Origin of the sequence: Parendozoicomonas haliclonae (assembly GCF_900174585.1) — a bacterium.
Lineage (GTDB): Bacteria > Pseudomonadota > Gammaproteobacteria > Pseudomonadales > Endozoicomonadaceae > Sansalvadorimonas > Sansalvadorimonas haliclonae.
The window spans coordinates 365,451-385,659 of record NZ_FWPT01000005.1 but is presented as its reverse complement, the minus strand read 5'-3'; the positions used below and the strand labels follow the sequence as shown (position 1 = coordinate 385,659).

Annotated in this window: 16 protein-coding genes; 5 read left to right on the top strand and 11 right to left on the bottom strand. The window is 51.9% G+C overall.

Going from position 1 to position 20,209, the window contains the following annotated elements:
* Positions 1-59: 59 nt before the first annotated feature.
* Positions 60-662 (bottom strand): Fe-S biogenesis protein NfuA, encoded by a 603-nt coding sequence (nfuA, locus tag EHSB41UT_RS12995; RefSeq protein WP_087110480.1) that lies wholly within the window; start codon positions 660-662, stop codon positions 60-62.
* 260 nt (positions 663-922) lie between these two features.
* On the opposite strand from nfuA, the gene EHSB41UT_RS12990 reads away from it, so the two are divergent.
* The 4 genes from EHSB41UT_RS12990 (at position 923) to EHSB41UT_RS12975 (ending at position 7,998) form a co-directional block, all read left to right on the top strand.
* Positions 923-2,131 carry a multidrug effflux MFS transporter gene (locus EHSB41UT_RS12990; protein WP_133060505.1) on the top strand — a complete coding sequence of 403 codons (1,209 nt, stop codon included), beginning with the start codon at positions 923-925 and terminating at the stop codon, positions 2,129-2,131.
* A gap of 118 nt (positions 2,132-2,249) precedes the next feature.
* Entirely contained in the window at positions 2,250-2,648 is a 399-nt protein-coding gene (locus EHSB41UT_RS12985; RefSeq protein ID WP_087110477.1) for a hypothetical protein, read from the top strand.
* Positions 2,649-2,789: 141 nt separating this feature from the next.
* On the top strand, positions 2,790-6,476 hold the full coding sequence (metH, locus tag EHSB41UT_RS12980; protein WP_087110475.1) for a methionine synthase: 3,687 nt from the start codon (positions 2,790-2,792) through the stop codon (positions 6,474-6,476).
* A gap of 142 nt (positions 6,477-6,618) precedes the next feature.
* Positions 6,619-7,998, top strand: coding sequence for an MATE family efflux transporter (locus EHSB41UT_RS12975; RefSeq protein WP_165767256.1), 1,380 nt, complete (start codon positions 6,619-6,621; stop codon positions 7,996-7,998).
* Here the strand turns inward: EHSB41UT_RS12975 and EHSB41UT_RS12970 are convergent.
* Both EHSB41UT_RS12970 and sthA read right to left on the bottom strand, forming a co-directional pair.
* On the bottom strand, positions 7,987-9,321 hold the full coding sequence (locus EHSB41UT_RS12970) for a sodium-dependent transporter (RefSeq protein ID WP_242667305.1): 1,335 nt from the start codon (positions 9,319-9,321) through the stop codon (positions 7,987-7,989). The two genes, EHSB41UT_RS12975 and EHSB41UT_RS12970, sit on opposite strands and share 12 nt — an antisense overlap.
* Before the next feature lie 119 nt (positions 9,322-9,440).
* Positions 9,441-10,835 (bottom strand): Si-specific NAD(P)(+) transhydrogenase, encoded by a 1,395-nt coding sequence (gene sthA / locus EHSB41UT_RS12965; protein ID WP_087110469.1) that lies wholly within the window; start codon positions 10,833-10,835, stop codon positions 9,441-9,443.
* Positions 10,836-11,004: 169 nt separating this feature from the next.
* On the opposite strand from sthA, the gene EHSB41UT_RS12960 reads away from it, so the two are divergent.
* Positions 11,005-13,083: a hypothetical protein gene (locus EHSB41UT_RS12960; RefSeq protein WP_133060504.1), complete on the top strand. Its 2,079-nt coding sequence runs from the start codon at positions 11,005-11,007 to the stop codon at positions 13,081-13,083.
* A 56-nt stretch (positions 13,084-13,139) separates the two neighbouring features.
* Here EHSB41UT_RS12960 and nqrM read toward each other — a convergent pair whose 3' ends face one another.
* The 8 genes from nqrM to EHSB41UT_RS12920 form a co-directional block, all read right to left on the bottom strand.
* Entirely contained in the window at positions 13,140-13,361 is a 222-nt protein-coding gene (nqrM, locus tag EHSB41UT_RS12955; RefSeq protein WP_087110465.1) for a (Na+)-NQR maturation NqrM, read from the bottom strand.
* 65 nt (positions 13,362-13,426) lie between these two features.
* A complete protein-coding gene (locus tag EHSB41UT_RS12950; RefSeq protein ID WP_165767255.1) occupies positions 13,427-14,551 on the bottom strand; it encodes an FAD:protein FMN transferase in 1,125 nt (374 codons plus the stop codon).
* A gap of 93 nt (positions 14,552-14,644) precedes the next feature.
* Positions 14,645-15,589 (bottom strand): hypothetical protein, encoded by a 945-nt coding sequence (locus EHSB41UT_RS12945; RefSeq protein ID WP_087110462.1) that lies wholly within the window; start codon positions 15,587-15,589, stop codon positions 14,645-14,647.
* 126 nt (positions 15,590-15,715) lie between these two features.
* The gene (nqrF, locus tag EHSB41UT_RS12940) at positions 15,716-16,948 is read right to left on the bottom strand and encodes an NADH:ubiquinone reductase (Na(+)-transporting) subunit F (protein WP_087110460.1); all 1,233 of its coding nucleotides are present in this window, start codon (positions 16,946-16,948) and stop codon (positions 15,716-15,718) included.
* Between the two features lie 12 nt (positions 16,949-16,960).
* Entirely contained in the window at positions 16,961-17,557 is a 597-nt protein-coding gene (nqrE, locus tag EHSB41UT_RS12935; protein ID WP_087110459.1) for an NADH:ubiquinone reductase (Na(+)-transporting) subunit E, read from the bottom strand.
* Between the two features lies 1 nt (position 17,558).
* Entirely contained in the window at positions 17,559-18,227 is a 669-nt protein-coding gene (locus EHSB41UT_RS12930) for an NADH:ubiquinone reductase (Na(+)-transporting) subunit D (RefSeq protein WP_087110457.1), read from the bottom strand.
* 1 nt (position 18,228) lies between these two features.
* Positions 18,229-19,020 carry a Na(+)-translocating NADH-quinone reductase subunit C gene (locus EHSB41UT_RS12925; RefSeq protein ID WP_087110455.1) on the bottom strand — a complete coding sequence of 264 codons (792 nt, stop codon included), beginning with the start codon at positions 19,018-19,020 and terminating at the stop codon, positions 18,229-18,231.
* A complete protein-coding gene (locus EHSB41UT_RS12920) occupies positions 19,013-20,209 on the bottom strand; it encodes an NADH:ubiquinone reductase (Na(+)-transporting) subunit B (protein WP_087110453.1) in 1,197 nt (398 codons plus the stop codon). Before EHSB41UT_RS12920 ends, EHSB41UT_RS12925 begins: the two co-directional genes overlap by 8 nt.

The following is a 20,209-nucleotide window of genomic DNA, read 5'->3' as shown; positions in this document are numbered from 1 at the left end:
TTGTATACAAAAAAGCCAGGGCTAGTCCTGGCTTTTTTATGGCTTATTATGAGTAGCTTTTACTTGTAATAAGCATTTTCACGATTGGTGTGGTCAGTCACATCACGAACACCTTTCAGCTCCGGGATGTGAGACATCAAGGTTCTCTCGACACCATCTTTCAGGGTCAGATCGACACTGGCGCAACCCTGGCAGCCACCGCCAAACTGCAGAATGGCGAAACCTTCATCATCCATTTCTACCAAACGTACCTGACCACCATGGGCAGCCAGACTTGGATTGATTTCCATAGCCAGATAGTAATTGATCTTCTGATCAACAGTGCTGTCTTCGGTGACTTTCGGCATCTTGGCATTCGGTGCCTTGATGGTGAGCTGGCCGCCCATCTTGTCAGCGGAATAATCGACAGTCGCGTCTTCAAGGAATGGCACGCTGTCATGCTCAATCCAGGCAGTGAATCCGTTCAGGGACATGGAAACGTCCCCTTCTTTCTCCTCACCAGGCTTGCAGTAAGCGAGGCAGGTTTCGGCATGGGGGGTACCCGGGCTGGAGACGAACATACGCACACCAATACCTTCAACATTCTGCTTGGACAGCAGTTCGGTCAGGTAGGTCTGGGCACCTTCGGTGAAATCGATAACTGGTTCAGGAGTACTCAAAATCGCAATTCCCGTGTTGATTATGGGTTGGATTCTACGCCCATAGACGCTCTCATAAAAGCCCTAGTTGATTAGTCGGGAATAGCTTTCCATTCCCTGTAACAGAATGATATCAGCAGGTTATCTCGCTTTTCTGGTAGCCGGTTCCCTGAATCAGTCCCACAGTTTGTTCTTTGATATGTAAATATACGTACTAACCACAGTGTGCATACCTATTCTCATCTCCTATCCTTGCCCGCCTTTTGCCCAAGCTGGAGTTTCTGTTGTACCAACTGGATCCTGTCAAACAGCCTCGACTGGTCTTTCTGATTCTGGTGCTATGCGCCATGATCGGCCCGATGTCCATTGATCTGTTCACCCCCTCTCTGCCCGCGATCACGGATGCATTCCACACTACGGCAGAGATGTCACAGTGGACGGTCAGCATTTTTATGCTGGGTTTTGCTATCTCCATGCTGATTGTCGGCCCACTCTCTGAGCGATTTGGGCATCGCCGCACCCTGCTTGGGGGATATACCCTGTTTCTGCTGGCGACTGCAGTGATTCTTGTGACTGACTCAATCCATGTCTTTATAGCTGCCCGGCTGATTCAGGCTGTTTTTGGCTGCTTCGGTACTGCCCTTTCCCGAGTGATTGCCCGTGATATTTACAAAGGCGAACAGGATATCCGCATTCTGGGCATGATTGGCGCAACCATGATGGTTGCTCCTATGGTTGCGCCCAGTATTGGTGGCATTCTCCAGCAGATCTGGGACTGGCATGCCAGCTTTGTGCTGATGATGATTATGGCCGTTCTGACCATGTTGGCCGTACGACTATTGCCCGGACAGGATCGCTTTAACAGTGAGGCTGGTCTGAAGGAGACTTTGGCAGGCTTTACGATATTAATGAAAGACCGGCGCTATATGACGCCAGCCCTGTCGGCTTCCCTGGCCTTTGCCGGGGCCTTTGTGTTTGTTGTGGGCGCGCCTTTTGTGCTGATTGCTGGTTTTGAGATCAGCCCCCGCAACTATGGCATCATCTTTGGTCTGGTTATGGGGGCCTACATTCTGGCCAGTGCCGGTGCTGGCAAGGTGACCGACACGCTGGGGCATAATCGCACGCATCTGCTGGCCTGGATCATTATGTTTCTGGGCGCGGGAGTGGCCCTGTTAACCGCCCTGCTCACAGGCGGAATGTCCGTTTCCGGGTTTGTAACGGGTATTGTGATATATGAAATCGGGCTGGGACTGTTTTTGCCCGGTTGCCAGGCCAGAGCGCTGGCTCATCTGGATCATCATGCCGGAACCGGTGCCGGTATGCTGTTTTTCCTTGAAATGATTGTGGCCAGTGCCGTGAGTTATTGTGCCGGTCTGATGGTTTTGGACAACACCCTGCCTCTTGCCAGCCTGATGTGCACCCTGTTGCTTATGGCTCTGGGCATATCAGCCCTGATTATGAACGGTCATAGCAAACGGGGTGTGGCGGTTTAATCAGGGGGGGAAAGGCCGCCTCAGCCTTTAGTCTGACCCGTCTAAGGTCTTACAGACCGGCAGCGTATCCCTCCCTATTCTTAGCCTTATCAGACCTGTTTATGGGGAGGGATTGACCATGGTTAAGGCTCATTTCGGCAGAAGGCATACGGATATTCATTTGAACGCTGCTCCGGTTTCCGAAAAGAACCGGAATACCAGTGGTGAAGTTCGGTATGCCTTTCAGCGCAATATTCGTAAGATTTCTGTCCCGAAGGGAAGCAAAATCCCGACGCTGAAATCCCCATCGACCAGCTCGATCAGCAGCTATGCCAGCAGCTCACTGTATGAGCAGAACACCATTACCAAGAAAGAGGCCCGGGCCGTCTGCACCAATCCGAAGCTGATGACCAATGGTGAACTGACTCAGTATATGAATCGAAATGCCCGCAAAGGCAATACCGCTGCTTTGAAAGAGAGCAATGAAGTTCTGTTGGCGAGAAATCCCAGGGCGAAGCTTCATAAGGTCTGGCGTTAATTACTTATCGCCTCTCCTTTCAATTCGCGGGTTCTGATAAAATACGGTCGCAAGTGTTAAAGAGCACGAAGTGGCCGTTTTTATTTTTCCAAGAAGAAAGCGCCCTGTGACCATAGCGATAATAAGCAGGAAACTCCACGCATGAACCGCGAGCAGCGTTTACAAGCCTTTCAAGACGCACTGAATCAACGCATTTTGATTCTGGATGGGGCCATGGGAACCATGATCCAGGGCCATAAGCTTGAGGAAGCTGATTATCGTGGGGAACGCTTTGCCGACTGGCCTTCTGATCTGAAAGGCAATAACGACCTGCTGGTGCTGACCCAACCCGACATTATCACCGGCATCCATCAGGCTTACTTTGAGGCCGGTGCCCATATTGTTGAAACCAACACCTTTAATGCCACCCGTATCTCCATGGCCGACTATGGCATGGAAGAGCTGGTGCCCGAGATTAACCGGGAAGCCGCCCGCATGGCCGTTAAGGCTGCGCAGATGGTCGAGCAGCAAACCGGTATTCCTCGCTATGTCGCCGGGGTACTTGGCCCAACCAGCCGTACCGCTTCTATCTCCCCGGATGTAAATGATCCCGGTTATCGTAATGTCAGCTTTGATGAACTGGTGGAGAATTATAAGGAAGCCACCCATGCCCTGATTGAAGGTGGCGTTGATTTCATTCTCATTGAAACGATCTTCGACACCCTGAACGCCAAAGCTGCGATTTTTGGTGTACAAGAGGTTTATGAAGAGCTCGGTTATGAGCTGCCGATTATGATCTCCGGCACCATCACCGACGCGTCTGGCCGAACCCTTTCCGGTCAGACAACGGAAGCTTTTTACAATGCTCTGCGCCATGCCCGGCCGATCAGTATCGGTTTGAACTGCGCCCTCGGTGCCACCGAACTGCGTCCTTATATTGAAGAGATGTCCCGGATTGCCACCTGCTATGTCAGTGCGCACCCGAATGCCGGTCTGCCGAACGAGTTCGGTGAGTATGATGAAACACCGGAGCAGATGGCCGAGATTGTCGGGGAATTTGCCGACTCAGGGCTGGTGAATATTATTGGCGGCTGTTGCGGCACCTCTCCTGCCCATATCAAAGCCATTGCTGACCGTGTTGAGGGCGTGAAGCCTCGCCAGAAAGCGAATCCGGAAGTGGCCTGCCGGTTGAGCGGCCTTGAGCCGTTTACCATTACTCGGGATTCCCTGTTTGTGAATGTCGGCGAACGCTGTAACGTCACCGGTTCCGCACGCTTTAAGCGCCTGATTCTGGAAGAGGATTACGATACCGCACTGGATGTAGCTCGAGAGCAGGTTGAGAACGGCGCCCAGATTATTGATATCAATATGGATGAGGGCATGCTCGATGCCCTGTCTGCCATGCCTCGCTTCCTGAACCTGATCGCCTCCGAGCCGGATATCTCCCGGGTACCGGTGATGATCGATTCCTCAAAGTGGGAAGTGATTGAAGCCGGCCTGAAATGTATTCAGGGTAAAGGCGTCGTTAACTCCATCAGCCTGAAGGAAGGCGAAGAGCAGTTTCGCTTTCATGCCCGCCGCTGTATGCGCTATGGCGCAGCTGTGGTGGTGATGGCGTTTGATGAAACCGGTCAGGCAGACACGTTTGAGCGCAAGAGAGAAATCTGTAAGCGCTCTTATGAAATTCTGGTTAATGAGCTGAACTTCCCACCGGAAGATATTATTTTCGACCCGAATATCTTTGCTGTGGCCACCGGTATCGAAGAGCACAACAACTACGCCGTTGATTTTATCCAGGCCTGCGAATGGATCCGGGACAATCTGCCCCATGCCATGACCTCCGGCGGTGTCAGTAACGTCTCCTTCTCATTCCGTGGTAACAATCCGGTACGGGAAGCCATCCACGCGGTGTTTCTCTATCACGCGATCAAAGCTGGCCTGTCGATGGGTATTGTGAATGCCGGTCAGCTGGCTATCTATGAAGATATTCCTCAGACACTGAAAGACGCGGTTGAGGATGTTGTGCTTAACCGCAGTGATGAAGCGACAGAACAGCTTCTGGCGGTGGCCGACAGTTTCCGTGGTGATGGCCAGAGTCAGGGCAAAAAAGAAGACAACGAGTGGCGTTCACTGCCGGTCGTTAAGCGTATCGAACATGCGCTGGTAAAAGGGATCAACACCTATATTGTTGAAGACACCGAAGAAGCCCGTCTGGAGGCGAGCCGTCCTATCGAAGTGATTGAAGGACCTTTGATGGATGGCATGAACGTCGTCGGTGACCTGTTCGGTGAAGGCAAGATGTTCCTGCCCCAGGTGGTGAAAAGCGCCCGGGTTATGAAGCAGGCAGTTGCCCATCTGGTGCCGTTTATTGAAGCAGAAAAAGGCGGCATGACCCAGGCCAAGGGCAAGATTCTGATGGCCACAGTGAAAGGCGATGTTCACGATATCGGTAAGAATATTGTCGGTGTCGTCTTGCAGTGCAATAACTATGAAGTGATTGATCTTGGTGTGATGGTTCCGGCGGAAACCATTCTGAAAACGGCCCGGGAGGAGAATGTCGATATTATCGGTCTTTCCGGTCTGATCACTCCATCACTGGACGAAATGGTACATCTGGCCCGGGAGATGCAGCGTCAGGATTTCCATATCCCGTTGATGATCGGCGGTGCGACCACCTCGAAAGCCCATACTGCGGTGAAGATTGAGCAGCAGTATCAAAATGATCAGGTCGTCTATGTACCGGACGCTTCCCGTAGTGTCAGTGTGGCAACCAATCTGATCAGCAAGGAGCTCAAGCCTCCTTTTGTTGCCGCGATTAAAGAGGAATATATCAAGATCCGGGAACGCCACGGCAAGCGTCGTCCCAATGCCCAGCGCGTACCTTTTGCTGAACTCGATAACAAAGTCACACCTATTGAGTGGACCGGTTATCAGCCTCCGAAGCCGGCCTTTACCGGTACAAGAGTCTTTGATGATATCAGTCTGAAAGAGCTGCGTGATTATATCGACTGGACGCCGTTCTTTATCTCCTGGGATCTGCACGGCAAATATCCGAAGATTCTGGAAGACAAAGTCGTCGGCGAAGAAGCGGTCAAGCTGTTCCGTGATGCCAATGCCATGCTCGATCGTCTGGAAACCAGTAATGAGATCAAGGCCAAGGCAGTGATTGGTTTCTGGCCTGCCAGTCAGGTGAACAGGGATGATATTGAGGTGACCGAAACGGATGGCACTACCACCCTGCTCCACCATCTCCGCCAGCAAACCCTGAAGCCGGATGGCAAGCCGAATCACAGTCTGGCTGATTTTGTCGCGCCGAAAGGTCAACAGGATGATTATATTGGCGGCTTTGTGGTGACGGCCGGTATTGGTGCAGAGGAGATGGCCAAAGCCTTTGAAGAACAGCACGACGATTATCAAAGCATTATGGTGAAGGCGCTGGCTGACCGGTTGGCTGAAGCTCTGGCGGAATATATGCATCTGCAGGTGCGTACCCAGTATTGGGGCTATGCCGCTGATGAAGCTCTGGATAATGAGGCATTGATTAAGGAGAAGTACGCCGGTATCCGCCCTGCACCCGGTTATCCGGCCTGCCCGGATCACACTGAGAAAGCGACACTGTTCCGGCTACTGGATGCAGAGCAGGCAATTGGCGTTTCGCTGACTGAGCACTTTGCCATGTGGCCGACTGCTGCGGTCAGTGGCTGGTACTTCTCTCATCCTGATTCCCGTTACTTTGCCATCGGCAAGATTCAAAAGGATCAGGTGGAAAGTTATGCTGCCCGTAAAGGCTGGAGCCTTGAAGAAGCCGAACGCTGGCTGATGCCGGTACTGGATTATAATCCTGCCTAAATCTGTGATGCCCTTATGGATCGCATCCATAAGGGCATCTGTAGGAACATTAAGCAGTTACACACGTTCTCTCCCGCATTTTATAAAGAAGCATTACAATACCGCCTCTTTTCGCCCTTCGTTTTTCCTTGATGGAGCATTTGTGCAGCAACTGGATATTGGCAGACTGAACAGTCCTCCGGCATCACGCAGACTACGCCTGCAGATGATTGCCCGGCTGGCTTTGCCGATTACCGGAGGGATGCTGTCACAGAGTCTGATCAATTTGGTGGATACCGCCATGATCGGCCGGTTGGGTGAAGTCCAGTTGGCTGCAGTGGCAACGGCGAACTATGCCATTTTTGTCTGCTTTGCCTTGATCAGTGGTCTCTCCGTGGCGGTGCAGTCCAGTGTTGCCCGGGATTGTGGTGCCGGTCGCCGAAACAAGCTGCTCGATCCGGTGGGCAAAGGTATTCGCCTGGCCTTTGTAGCAGGTATTCCGATCACGATATTGCTGGTACTGTTCTCTCCTTACCTGGTGCGGTTGTTTGATATCAGCCCTGAAGTCGCTGATTATGCTGCTGAATACTTCCAGCTACGGATTATCAGCCTGCCCGCGGGCATGATGCTGCTGACCTATCGCGGTTTCTGGAATGGTTGCCGCCATCCGATGAGTTATTTAAAGATTCTGGTCGGGGTTCATATCATTAATGCCCTGCTGAGTTATCAATTGATATTCGGCATTGGGAATTTTGCTGGTATTGGTCTGGCCGGAGCTGCTGCAGGTACGGTGATTGCCATGTATTGTGGTGTGCTGGCCAATACCCTGCAGGTGAAAAGATTTTCAAACCATCATGACCTACATCTGAAAACTCCCGGAACAACCCACTCCAAGCCTTTGATTCGTAAAGCCTGGCCTGATTCTGCCCAGCAAACACTGTTTGCGCTGGGAACCGCCCTGCTGTTCTGGCTGATTGCGTGGATCAGCAGTGAGGCCATGGCGATCAGCCATATTTTGGTGAATATCTCGTTGTTGCTGATTTTGCCGGGAATTGGTCTGGGTATGGCGGCGACAACATTGATCAATCAGGCGCTTGGTGCGAATCAGACGGAGCAGGCTTTCCGCTGGGGATTGGAGGTAGTGATGGTAGCTGTGATCGTGCTTACGATTCTCAGTTTGCCATTAATAGTATTCCCTGAGTTGGTTTTGTCGCTGTTTTTACCGAGCACCAGTCCCCTCATTGAACAGGCTCGGTTGCCATTGCAGTTGGTTGGTATCGGCATGATTGTCGATAGCGCTGCTCTGGTCCTCACTCAGGCTTTGCTGGGTACGGGAAGCAATAAGACCGTAATGATTTTGCGTATCAGCACCTTGTGGCTGATTGGTCTGCCACTCACCGCTCTGGCCGTGGGTGGCTTTCAGTACGGACTGATCGCAGTCTGGATCATTCAGGTCGGCCAACGGGCACTGGCATCGCTGGCCTGCCTGGTTATCTGGTATAACCGGCGCTGGATCCAGCAGGCCGGCGGCTCAAGAGAGTAAGCCAAACACAAAGATTGTCAGAACCATTCCCGGGGCAATAAAACGGAACAGAAGCCTAAACATTCCCTCCATAGTCCCACCGTTATTTGTTTTAAAGCCCAGCTGTTCCGCAACCGTTCCCCAAGGCACCACCCAGCCGACAAAAACCAGAATTAACAATGCGGTAACCGGCAGCAGGATATTGGTGGCAAAGCCGGTCCAGAGATCAAACAGCCCATGGCCGGCGATGGATACACCGCTCCAGAGATTAAACGAAAGTGCGGGAATTAATCCAAGACACCAAACGACAAAACCAACGACCACAGATGCCATACCACGCCCCACTCCCAGCCGTGTGGCGGTAGATGCAACCAGTGGCTCCGCCAGATTGACGGAAGAAGTCCAAGTGGCAATGACAAACAGAATAAAGAACAGCGGCAGAACAATATCGCCATAGGGCATGGCGTTGAGTGCTTTGGGAAGAGTAATAAATATCAGACCCGGGCCACTGGCCGGATCAAGGCCATCGCTGAACACAATAGTAAATGTGGCAACCCCGGCAAGCAGTGAAACAATCAGATCCAGAATCACCACAATAAACACGGCCCCCAGTATGGATTGTTTGGCCGGCATATAGGCACCATAAGCCATTAGACAGCAGGCTCCGACAGCCAATGTAAAAAAGGCATGGCCCATGGCTTCAATAAGAACACCCATATTGATGTTCTGCCAGTCCGGAGAAAACAGGTAATCAATAGCGTGGCTGAAACCGGGGAAGCCACTGCCATAGATCACCAGTACGATGAGCAGCCCATAGAGCAGTGGCATCAAAAACGCATTAAGACGTTCCAGACCTTTAGCGACCGGCTGGCCGTTAATCGAGAGTGTGATGATCAGAAACAGGCTGTGAAACAGGATTAAGAGATGGGGTTTGGCGAGAAAACTATCAAAAAAACTACCGAGTTGTTGTGCGTTTTGAAAATCAAGGCCACCACTAAGGGTTTGGGTCAGGTAATACCCTCCCCACCCGGCAACCACGGAATAGAAAGACAGCACCATCAATGCTGCGAGCATGCCGATCAGGGAAACCTTTTCCCAGGCCCAGGAACCGTTGCCTTGCTTGGCCAATGCCCTCAGGCTGACTGTTGGCGTTGACCGCCCTGCCCGACCCACCAGAATTTCAGCGGCCATGGCCGGAATGCCCAGCAACAGTACAAACAGCAGATAAAACAGCAGAAAGGCGCTGCCGCCATTCTCCCCGGCCATATAGGGAAAGCGCCAGATGTTACCCAATCCGACAGCGGCTCCGGCAACGGCCAGAATAAACCCGGAATGTCTTATCATTCTTTGTTCTGCGGCCATGTCTTCCCCCTGCCATTTTACAGACAGATTAGCTGGAATCTTCGGGGAGGAAAGGCAAGTAAAGCCGGCAGGTACATGGATAGGTACCTGCCAGAGAGGAATCAGCCCAGACGGTTCATACCATCAAGAGCTGCAACCCGGTAGGCTTCGGCCATGGTCGGATAGTTGAAGGTAGTGTTAAGGAAGTAGCGCAGAGTGTTCTGCCCTTCCGGCTGTTCCATAATGGCCTGACCGATATGAACAATCTCGGAGGCCTGGTCACCGAAACAGTGAATGCCCAGCACTTCCAGAGTATCTCGATGGAACAGGATTTTCAGCATGCCGGCCGTCTCTCCGGTAATCTGGGCACGGGCCAGACGGGAGAAGAAGGCTTTACCGACTTCATAAGGCACCGCATCGCGGGTCAGCTCTTCCTCATTTCGGCCCAGTGAACTGATTTCCGGAATGGTATAGATACCGGCCGGAACACTGCTCAGGGTAGTGACTGGCGTAACTCCGCAGATATTGCTGGCGGCAAATCGGCCCTGATCGTAGGAGGCGCTGGCCAGACTTGGCCAACCAATGACATCACCAACGGCATAGACATTATCGACTTCGGTCTGGTACAGGTCGTTGACCTTCAGCTGGCCACGGCCATCGGCCTCAAGACCAATATTTTCCAGCCCCAGCTCCTGAGTATTACCAGTACGGCCATTAGCCCACAACAGAGCGTTAGCCTTAATCACCTTGCCGGATTTCAGATACAGATCGACACCATTCTCGGTGCCTTCGATCTTCTGGTATTCCTCATTGTGACGGATGATCACATTATTGTTTCGGAGGTGGTAACTCAGCGCGTCCGACACTTCCTTATCCAGGAAGGACAGCAAGCGGTCACGGGTATCAATCAGATCAACCAGCACACCCAGGCTGGAGAAGATGGAGGCGTACTCACAGCCGATAACACCGGCTCCGTAAATAATAATCCGGCGCGGAGTGTGGTTCAGCTGCAGGATGGTGTCACTGTCGTAGATACGGGGATGACCGAAGTCTACGCCGGACGGACGATAAGGACGGGAACCGGTGGCAATCAGGATATGCTTGGCAGCCAGACGTTCAACATTACCGGAGTGCTCAACCACCTCAATGGTATTTTCATCAACAAAGCTGCCGGTACCGAAGTACATGGCGATACGGTTACGGGAGTAGTAGCCGGTACGGGAGCCAACCTGCTTATTGATAACGTCATAAGCATTTTTCAGAACATTCGGAAAGCTGAACCAGCGTGGCTCACCAATTTCCCGGAACATAGGGTTGTTATTGAAGTTGTAAATCTGCATCACCGCATGACGCAGAGCCTTGGAAGGAATGGTACCCAGATGGGTACAGTTACCGCCAACCACCCGCTTCTGTTCGACGACGGCGACACGTTTCCCCTGCTTCACTGCACTCATGGCCGCGCCTTCGCCAGCCGGGCCGCTCCCCAAAATAATCAGATCGTAGTTCGTGATGCCCATTTTCTTTATCCTTCGCTCGATCCTTAACATCAACAACTGCTTCAAAACCTCGAAGGCGTTTGTCAAAACCATCGCGACAGGCAGTGTTCGTATTCTTCTCTTTATTGTAACGATATGGTCAGGGCGTGTCATACCCCAGAGGCCGGTTGATAGGGGGAGATCGCACTCAGTGTTAGAAAAACAGCGCGTTACGCAGGGTTGTCTATTATCTGTGCTTTCGTTCCTACAACAAATTCAAAAGACCATGAAACGATCATCCCAAGAACCAAAGCTTATGCACTGTAGTACAAGGTTTATTAGTTCTCTCGGTTTGGTACTCATTATTCAAATGGCATTCATGCCTCTAGCCCGGTCGATGGAAAATGACGGGACAAAAGATGCAACTACTTTCAGTAAGTCGGGGGCCGGAGCACCAGCACAGGGAGATCAACAACACGGAAGTTCAGGGACTGGTGGGGCATCAGCGATTAATGTTTCAGAACCGAGGAGTTTGCTTGGAAAGTTTAAAGACAGTAAGGGGGTTCAAAAACTTACAAAAGCTGTAGGAACCCTTAAGCGGGATAAGAAGAGCAAAGAGCCTCAACCTGAACAACAAGAACCTGCTGGTGAAGGAGTCGAAAAAACAAAGAAGAAAGAACCGCCGCCAAAACCTAAACCCTATAGGGAATCACACAGTTCAATGCAGAGCCAGAAGGGTAACCGGCTGTCACAACATCAACTGGCCGGTATCATGGTGGGCTATGTAAAGGGTCAGGATGGCGGTGATGGACAGCTGAATCTATCGGGTAGTATCGAAAACACCAGCAATGGTGGATCGCACCATTCTGATGAAGAGCCCATGGACGATTCACCAACGCCCAGCCAGATGCCAGTCAACTCTGGAGTACCCGACTACCCTCCTCCAAGACTCCCTGACTCAAACGACAAGCGTTCTTCTACAGTCAGCGCAGATGGTGAGCTAAATGATGAAGAAATGGTGACTGACTCCCTTGAAGAGGCTACCCCGCAAGCTCCACCTAGCAGTCCAGTTTTAACGAAGTCTGAACAGCCCGTTCCGGCGAAAAGGAAGCCGCCAAGGCCAAAGCCTCCTGCAGTGAAACCGAACTTGAAGAAGCCATCATCAGAGGTTACTCCCACTTCTGCTACCAGCACTGAGGATGACGTAGATGAAAGCGGCCTCATGCTTCAAAAACTGACGCTTAAACACGAAAGCGTGCGGCCCGATAGTGCACTATTTCCCGGTCTTTCAGAAAACGATCAATACACCCTACAGGCGCGAATGGTGATGCCAAGGGTGTTTGATACCACTTCGGATACCCCCGGACTAGACCCGTTAGCCATACTTGATATGAATCTCGAAAAGGCTTTGGCCATTTGGGAAATTGGTGCATGGATTTACAGAAAAACAGCGTCAGAACCAGCGCACCAGAAAGCGCTGAATGCTTATATGCTGACGCAACTGGCCTTCCAAATCCATGATATTCTGTCAAGCCCTTACGACAGTTACCAAAACCAAATTATTACTTCAATGACGACGATCAGGGGCCAATGGCAGCCACTGCTCCGGGCCAGACATAAATGGACAAAGAGCGTAGAAAGTCTGCCCTCTTCACTGGCCTCAATGATGAATAAACGTCTGCCGAAAAATATGCGCACGGCACCTGTGGATTCGCTTCTGAAGGAATATACCTTCTCGGAATATGGAGAACTTGCACTACTCAGGACTGTTCTGGGCGTAGACAGCAGCATTGATCCCAATCATAAGAATGATCCTGTCGAACATAAAAAAGTGCCAGAAACCATCATAAAACTTTTATACGATGTTCAGCCAGCAAGTGGTCAGACCCTAAACTCACAGCAAATGCGGCTATTCCGGTTAGGATTCCAGAACTTTGCTGTTCCTATAAAGGCTGATAATCCCGGAGCTGACAATCTGGAGGTGCTGGAATCGTTATCTGCACTGTTACTCGCATTTTCAGGGCAGCCGATGGTATCACCGGATTATCCGGAAAACATGGATAACTGGCCCTGGAGCGCTTTACTTTTCTCAGAGCGCAGTGAGCAGATGTTCTCCAGTTTCAGCAAGGTGGAAGAACTAAGAAAAGAAGATGTAACAGAATTGCCTGAAATCTTCGACCAGGCTGGCGCTGATACGACCCTCACGAATCAGATGGTCAAGAATGGAAATATGGCTGCCAACGCTCATAAACGGGTGTTGGATCAAATGCGTGCCCAAGCAATGTATTAGCCATAAAGTAAAACAGGCCGGAATTCCGGCCTGTTTTATGGATGTGCGGTAATAATTTACGGCTTAACAGACGCAGCGGCATCGTAAAACAGATCTTCGCTGCCCTTTGGCAGCACGTTCTTGTTTTCGTCACCGCAGATTGGGCAGCTGTCTTTCAGGCCCAGATTACCCAAACCACCACAGGAGCCTTTGATAGGCTTGTTGGCAAAAATCACGCCGACAGACATGCCAGCAATGATCAGCAGAAGAAGTCCGAATGTTAAAAGCATGACCGTCATGGCAGCACTCCTGATCATATCTGTAAGTGAGGTCTCCACAGAACTGCCTGTGGAGAGGAAATCATTTATTTATCAACGCGATAGCTGTCAAAGTTACCGGTTGATGAAGATGTGAAGCCGTTATCCGTATGATAGATAAAATAGGCATCAATCCCCTGCTCTTTGGCCACTCTCATACCCTCTTTCTCACCGAGGATCATAAACATCGTGGCATAGGCATCAGCCAGACTGGTTTCATCGGCGATTACAGCTACTGAAGCCAGACGATGCTGTTCCGGGTAACCGGTACGGGCATCAATCAGGTGGGAGAAGTGTACGCCTTCCACCTCGTAATAATTGAGGTAATCACCGGACGTGGCAATAGCCCGATTATCCAGACTGACGATGGTATTAATACCTTGTTCCAATACCGGTTCGCGAACCGCTATCCTCCAGCCTTTACCGTCAGGCTTGTGTCCACGCAGACGAATCTCACCACCGACTTCCACCATATAACTGGTAATACCAAGCTGCTCGAGGGCTTTGGCCGCTCGATCCACACCATAGCCTTTGGCAATAGAGGAAAGATCGATAAAGACGGGCTTGGTTTTGGTGATTGTACGGTTTTCCTGATCCAAAATCAGTGATTGAAAGCCCGTATTCTGTTTCGCACCGGCAATGGCGTCTGCAGCAGGAACAGTGGCTACGCGGCCTTTTGCCATCCACTCCTGAAAAGCGGCCTGGGAATGCTCGTTCACCTGCTCAGGCAGAGACTGTTCACTGCCGGTTTCAGCCTGACCATCAACACTGCCAAAACCCCAGAGGTTCACCAGATTACCGGCAGTGACATCGTAAGCTCCACCGGACAGGCGGGAGACATGATCAGCCTGCTCCACCATGCGGAACAGCTCATCACTCACCTTCACGGGCGTGTTGACCGGGCGGTCATTGAGAGACATTAGCTCGGAATCGGGAATATAAGTTGACATCGACTGATTCACCGCTTCCAGAGCCTGATCGATAGCAGCTTTGGCCTGCTCCGGGGTAGCCTTGCCGGTCTGTTCGTCCAGAACATAACGTGCTGACCAGGTCGTCCCCATGGTGCGACCGTTGGCATCGTGAATCGTCGGGGCTTTTAGTAAATCAAAATAATAGATACCAAGAACAACTGCGCAGAGAGCGACAGCGGTAAGGAAAATGCGCTGAAACAAGGAGATGCCCTTTTGGTAAAAACGATCGGGCGGAATTGTACAGTCAGATGAAGGCAGTGTCATGAGCCACTGCCTTGTGGCCGGTACTGCCTGTTATTCAGAACCACCGTAGCGGGCCATCATTTCCATATGCAGTTCGTTGAATGGTTCCAGAACATCCGGGTGTTCCAGAGTCTGGTTGTCAGCAGCCAAACGCTGATTAAGCAGGTTGGTGATCTTGCTCATGGCCTCAGGATTGTTATCCAGTTTACGCTGAGCCAGTACATCATGGCACAGACGATCAACAGCCTCTTCCATACGACCGGGTTTGGCTGCAAGGAACTTCAGTTCATCACTGAAGGCATCAAGCTCGCCCTGCTTATCGAAGAAAATCTGGGTCAGAAGGTGCTCAACGACAGGCTCAAACAGTACGGTTCGCGCCGCATCTTCCAGTTTGGCCATAGTGTCCGGAGCCAGAGTATTACCTGAACCAGTGTATGCTGCTTGAAAGGAAGACAGTATATCCTGAACCTGCTCGCCATTCAGATATTGGCCACCATTTTGTTTATTTTCATCTCTAAGATAGGTTGCAAAGGTCTTCGCCGCCTGATCGGCAGGCATGGAATCAACGATGGTTTCCAGCATGGAGACCGCAACCGTATTTTCGTAATTGGTTTCATCTGGCTGGCGGCTGTACACCACATCTTCACCATCAAATGGGTCCACTTCATCTGGGGTATCACTGATGCCATCCAGTTGATCCGAGGCATAAGGATTGGTTTGGTTGGGAGTATAACGCACAGCGTTGGAAGTCTGACTTTTTGCCTCCGGTTCAACAGCGGAGACGGATTTCTCTTCCCAGGGTTTGACGCCGGAAACTTCCTCGTCTCCAGCCTTATAGCTCACCGGCGGAATATGCTTTTCGCCTTTAGCGATACCAACCTTAAAACCTAAAAAGGACTTAACCGCTTCCACAAAGGCCTTACCGGCGCTGCCTTCATTATGTATAACCTGCTGATATACAGACTGCGCCTGTTGAAACTGTGCTTTCAAGCCCATGGAAAACCTCCTTGTAAGATACCGGCTTAGGGTCAGTGTAGCCCTGCCCTCCTCTATCTTAGGGAGATAAAAAAAAGGGTCGGCAAAAAGCCGACCCTTTCTTGAGAATCCCGGAGAATTCAGCGATTAACCGCCAAAGTCGTCCAGCAGGATGTTCTCTTTCTCAACGCCCAGATCTTCGAGCATCTTGATAACCGCTGCGTTCATCATCGGAGGTCCACACATGTAGAACTCACAATCTTCAGGAGCAGCGTGATCTTTCAGGTAGTTTTCCAGCAACACGTTATGGATGAAGCCAGTCTTACCGGTCCAGTTGTCCTCAGGCTGAGGATCGGACAGAGCCAGATGCCAGGTGAAGTTCGGGTTTTCTTCGGCCAGCTGGTCGAATTCTTCCACGTAGAAGGCTTCACGCAGGGAACGGGCACCGTACCAGAAAGAGATCTTACGGGTAGAGCTCAGACGCTTCAGCTGGTCGAAGATATGGGAACGCATAGGCGCCATACCTGCACCCCCACCAACGAAGACCATTTCGTTCTCGGTTTCCTTGGCGAAGAACTCACCAAACGGTCCGTATACGGTGATCTTGTCGCCTGGCTTCAGGCTAAATACGTAGGAAGACATCTGGCCTGGAGGTACGTCCATGCCCGGAGGTGGTGAAGCAATACGGATATTGAACTTCAGCAGACCCTTTTCTTCCGGATAGTTAGCCATGGAGTAGGCACGGATAACCGGCTCAGACACCTTGGAGGTGTACTGCCACAGGTTAAACTTGTCCCAGTCGCCACGGTACTCTTCGCCGATATCGAAATCTTTGTAGTTTACAGTGTGAACCGGAGTTTCCAGCTGAACATAACCACCGGCACGGAAGTTTACGTTCTCGCCTTCCGGCAGCTTCAGAACCAGTTCCTTGATGAAGGTAGCCACGTTATCGTTGGAAACAACTTCGCATTCCCACTTCTTAACGCCGAACAGCTCTTCTTCAACTTCGATGTGCATGTCCTGCTTAACAGCTACCTGGCAGGACAGACGCCAGCCTTCACGCAGCTCACCACGGGTGAAGTGTGGTTCTTCGGTAGGCAGGGCTTCACCGCCGCCTTCCAGAACCTGACACTTACACTGGGCACAGGTACCACCACCGCCACAGGCGGATGGCAGGAACACGCCGTTACCGGCCAGAGTCTGCAGCAGCTTGCTGCCCGCTGGCACGGTGATGCTCTTTTCAGGATCGTCATTGATATGAATGGTTACATCACCACTGTTCACCAGCTTGGAGCGGGCGGCCAGGATAACCAGAACCAGAGCAAGTACGATCACTGTAAACAGGGCTACGCCCAACAGTATGATCTGTTCACTTCCCATTAATCTAACTCCTTACAGCTGGACACCGGAGAAGGACATGAAGCCAAGAGACATCAGTCCAACGGTGATAAAGGTGATGCCCAGCCCGCGCAGGCCCGGAGGCACGTCGCTGTACTTAAGCTTTTCACGGATACCTGCCAGTGCAACGATGGCCAGCATCCAGCCCACACCCGCGCCTACGCCATAAACCACGGATTCACCGAAGTCGTAGTCACGCTGTACCATGAACAGGGACGCACCCAGAATCGCACAGTTAACGGTGATCAGTGGCAGGAACACACCCAGAGCGTTGTAAAGCGCTGGCACGTACTTATCAAGGAACATTTCCAGAATCTGTACAACCGCAGCGATAACACCGATGTAGGTGATGTAGCCCAGGAAGGTCAGGTCAACGCCTTCAACCAGAGCACCTTCTTTCAGAACGTGCTGGAAGATCAGCTGGTTCAGCGGCACAGTCAGCAGCTGAACAACGATAACCGCAACACCCAGACCGAAGGAGGTCTGAACCTTCTTGGACACCGCCAGGAAGGTACACATGCCCAGGAAGAACGCCAGGGCCATGTTTTCAACGAATACGGCCTTAACAAACAGGCTCAGATAGTGCTCCATCTCAGTGAGCCTCCGATGCAATAGAGTGACGAGCCAGCTTGTGCTCTTCCTTTTCTACCTGGTCGGTCTTCCATACGCGCAGAGCCCAGATCAGCAGACCGATCAGGAAGAACGCGGAAGGAGCCAGCAGCATCAGACCGTTCGGGTTATACCAGCCGCCGTTGTTGACGGTTTCAAAGATAACCACGCCGAACAGCTTGCCTGCGCCCAGCAGTTCACGGAAGAAAGCAACCGCGATCAGGATCACACCGTAGCCGAGACCGTTACCGACACCGTCGATGAAAGAAGCCATAGGCGGGTTCTTCATAGCGAAGGCTTCCGCACGGCCCATAACGATACAGTTAGTAATGATCAGGCCAACGAATACCGACAGCTGCTTGGAGATGTCGTAAGCGTAAGCCTTCAGCACCTGGTCAACCACGATTACCAGGGAGGCGATGATCGCCATCTGGCAGATGATCCGGATGGAACCAGGAATATGGTTACGGATCAGGGATACGAACAGGTTGGAGAACGCTGTTACTACGGTTACAGCCATGGTCATAACGACCGCGGTCTGCATACCGGTAGTTACTGCCAGTGCCGAACAGATACCGAGGATCTGCAGGGCAATCGGGTTATTGTTGAAGATCGGAGTGATCAGAACTTCTTTAGTATTGATAGCACTCATCTTATGCCTCCCCTTTGTTCAGGTTCGCCAGGAAAGGACCGAAGCCTTCTTTACCAAGCCAGAACTGAACCAGGTTGTTGACACCATTCACAGTCAGGGTCGCACCGGACAGACCGTCAATTTCATTGATGGCATTTGGAGAAGCCGGGTTCACAGCGCCTTTGATGACCTTGATGGCCAGTTCGCCGTTCTTGCCGGTGATTTCCTTGCCGACCCAGCTCGCCTTCCAGCGGGCGTTGTCAACTTCACCACCCAGGCCCGGAGTTTCACCGTGCTGGTAGAAACCGAAGCCGGAAACGGTCTTCATATCCTGTTCCAGAGCGATGTAGCCGTACAGGGTGGACCACAGACCACGGCCGTGAACCGGCAGGATCAGAGTCTTCAGCTTGCCGTTCTCTACCACTTCGTAGATCTTTGCCACGTTGGCCTGACGTACGATACCGGCAGGGTCATTGCCAGCCAGGGAACGGGACTGTGCAGGATCCTTGGCCGCATTCTGCTGAACGTAGGCTTCGGCATCCATACCGTTGACATCAGTCACGAATTTACCGGTTTTGATATCAACCAGCTTCGGGGTGATTTCCTTGAACTTGTCCTGGATTTCAGTCTTGGACAGAGCGGCAGGATCTTTCACCAGACCGGAGATCGCCAGAATGTTTTTCTGCAGGTCCAGCTGCTGGTTTTCCACCTGAGTAGGCTTCAGGAATACCGCGGCAGCGGATACCAGCACGGAACACACCAGGGACAGACCGATGGTGACGCCCAGTGTCTTTTTAATGGAATCGTTAGCCATTGAGACGGGCCTCCCGACGCTTGATATTGGCCTGAACCACAAAGTGGTCAATCAGAGGCGCGAACAGGTTGGCGAACAGGATCGCCAGCATCATGCCTTCTGGGTAAGCCGGGTTAACCACACGGATCAGAACAACCATGATGCCGATCAGGGCGCCGTAGAACCAGCGGCCGGCGTGGGTCATGGAAGCAGATACAGGGTCGGTGGTCATGAAGATCAGACCGAAGGCGAAGCCACCGATAACGAAGTGCCAGTACCAAGGCAGACCGAACAGCGGGTTGGTTTCTGAACCAACAGCGTTGAAGATCAAGGTCATCAGGATCATACCGATGACGGTACCTGCAACGATACGGAAGGACGCGATACCCATGCCCAGCATCACCACGCCACCCAGCAGGATTGCCAGAGTAGAGGTTTCGCCGATGGAGCCCTGGATGTTGCCGTAGAAGGCATCCCACCAGGTAATACCGTGTGCCATGATGTTATCAACACCACCCTGGGCCGCCAGGCTCAGTGCAGTTGCGCCGGAGAAACCATCAACAGCAGTCCAAACCGCGTCACCGGAGATCTGGCCCGGGTAAGCGAAGAACAGGAACGCACGACCAGTCAGGGCCGGGTTCAGGAAGTTCTTGCCAGTACCGCCGAACACTTCCTTACCGATAACCACACCAAAGCTGATGCCCAGAGCCACCTGCCACAGCGGAATGCTTGGCGGAACAATCAGAGCGAACAGAATGGAGGTTACGAAGAAGCCTTCGTTGATCTCGTGCTTACGTACGGTGGCAAACAGCACTTCCCAGAAGCCGCCCACAATAAAGGAAACAGCATAAATAGGAAGGAAGTAAGCCGCGCCATAGACCATGTTGTCGATCAGGCTGGCCGGATCGTGGCCCAGGAAGAACCAGCTGTGCCAGTCAGTCGGAGCAGTACCGGCGCCGGAAGCGATCAGGGTGTTGGCCTGATAGCCCACGTTCCACATACCGAACAGCAGTGCCGGGAAAGCACAGGCCCACACAACGATCATGATACGCTTCAGGTCGATACCGTCACGAACATGGGAGCTGTTATGGGTTACGTTAGGAGGACTGTACAGTCCGGTATCCACTGCTTCATACAGCGGATACATCTTTTCAAATTTGCCGCCCTTCTCAAAATGAGGGGCCAGGCTGTCTAGCAGCTTCCTCAGCAC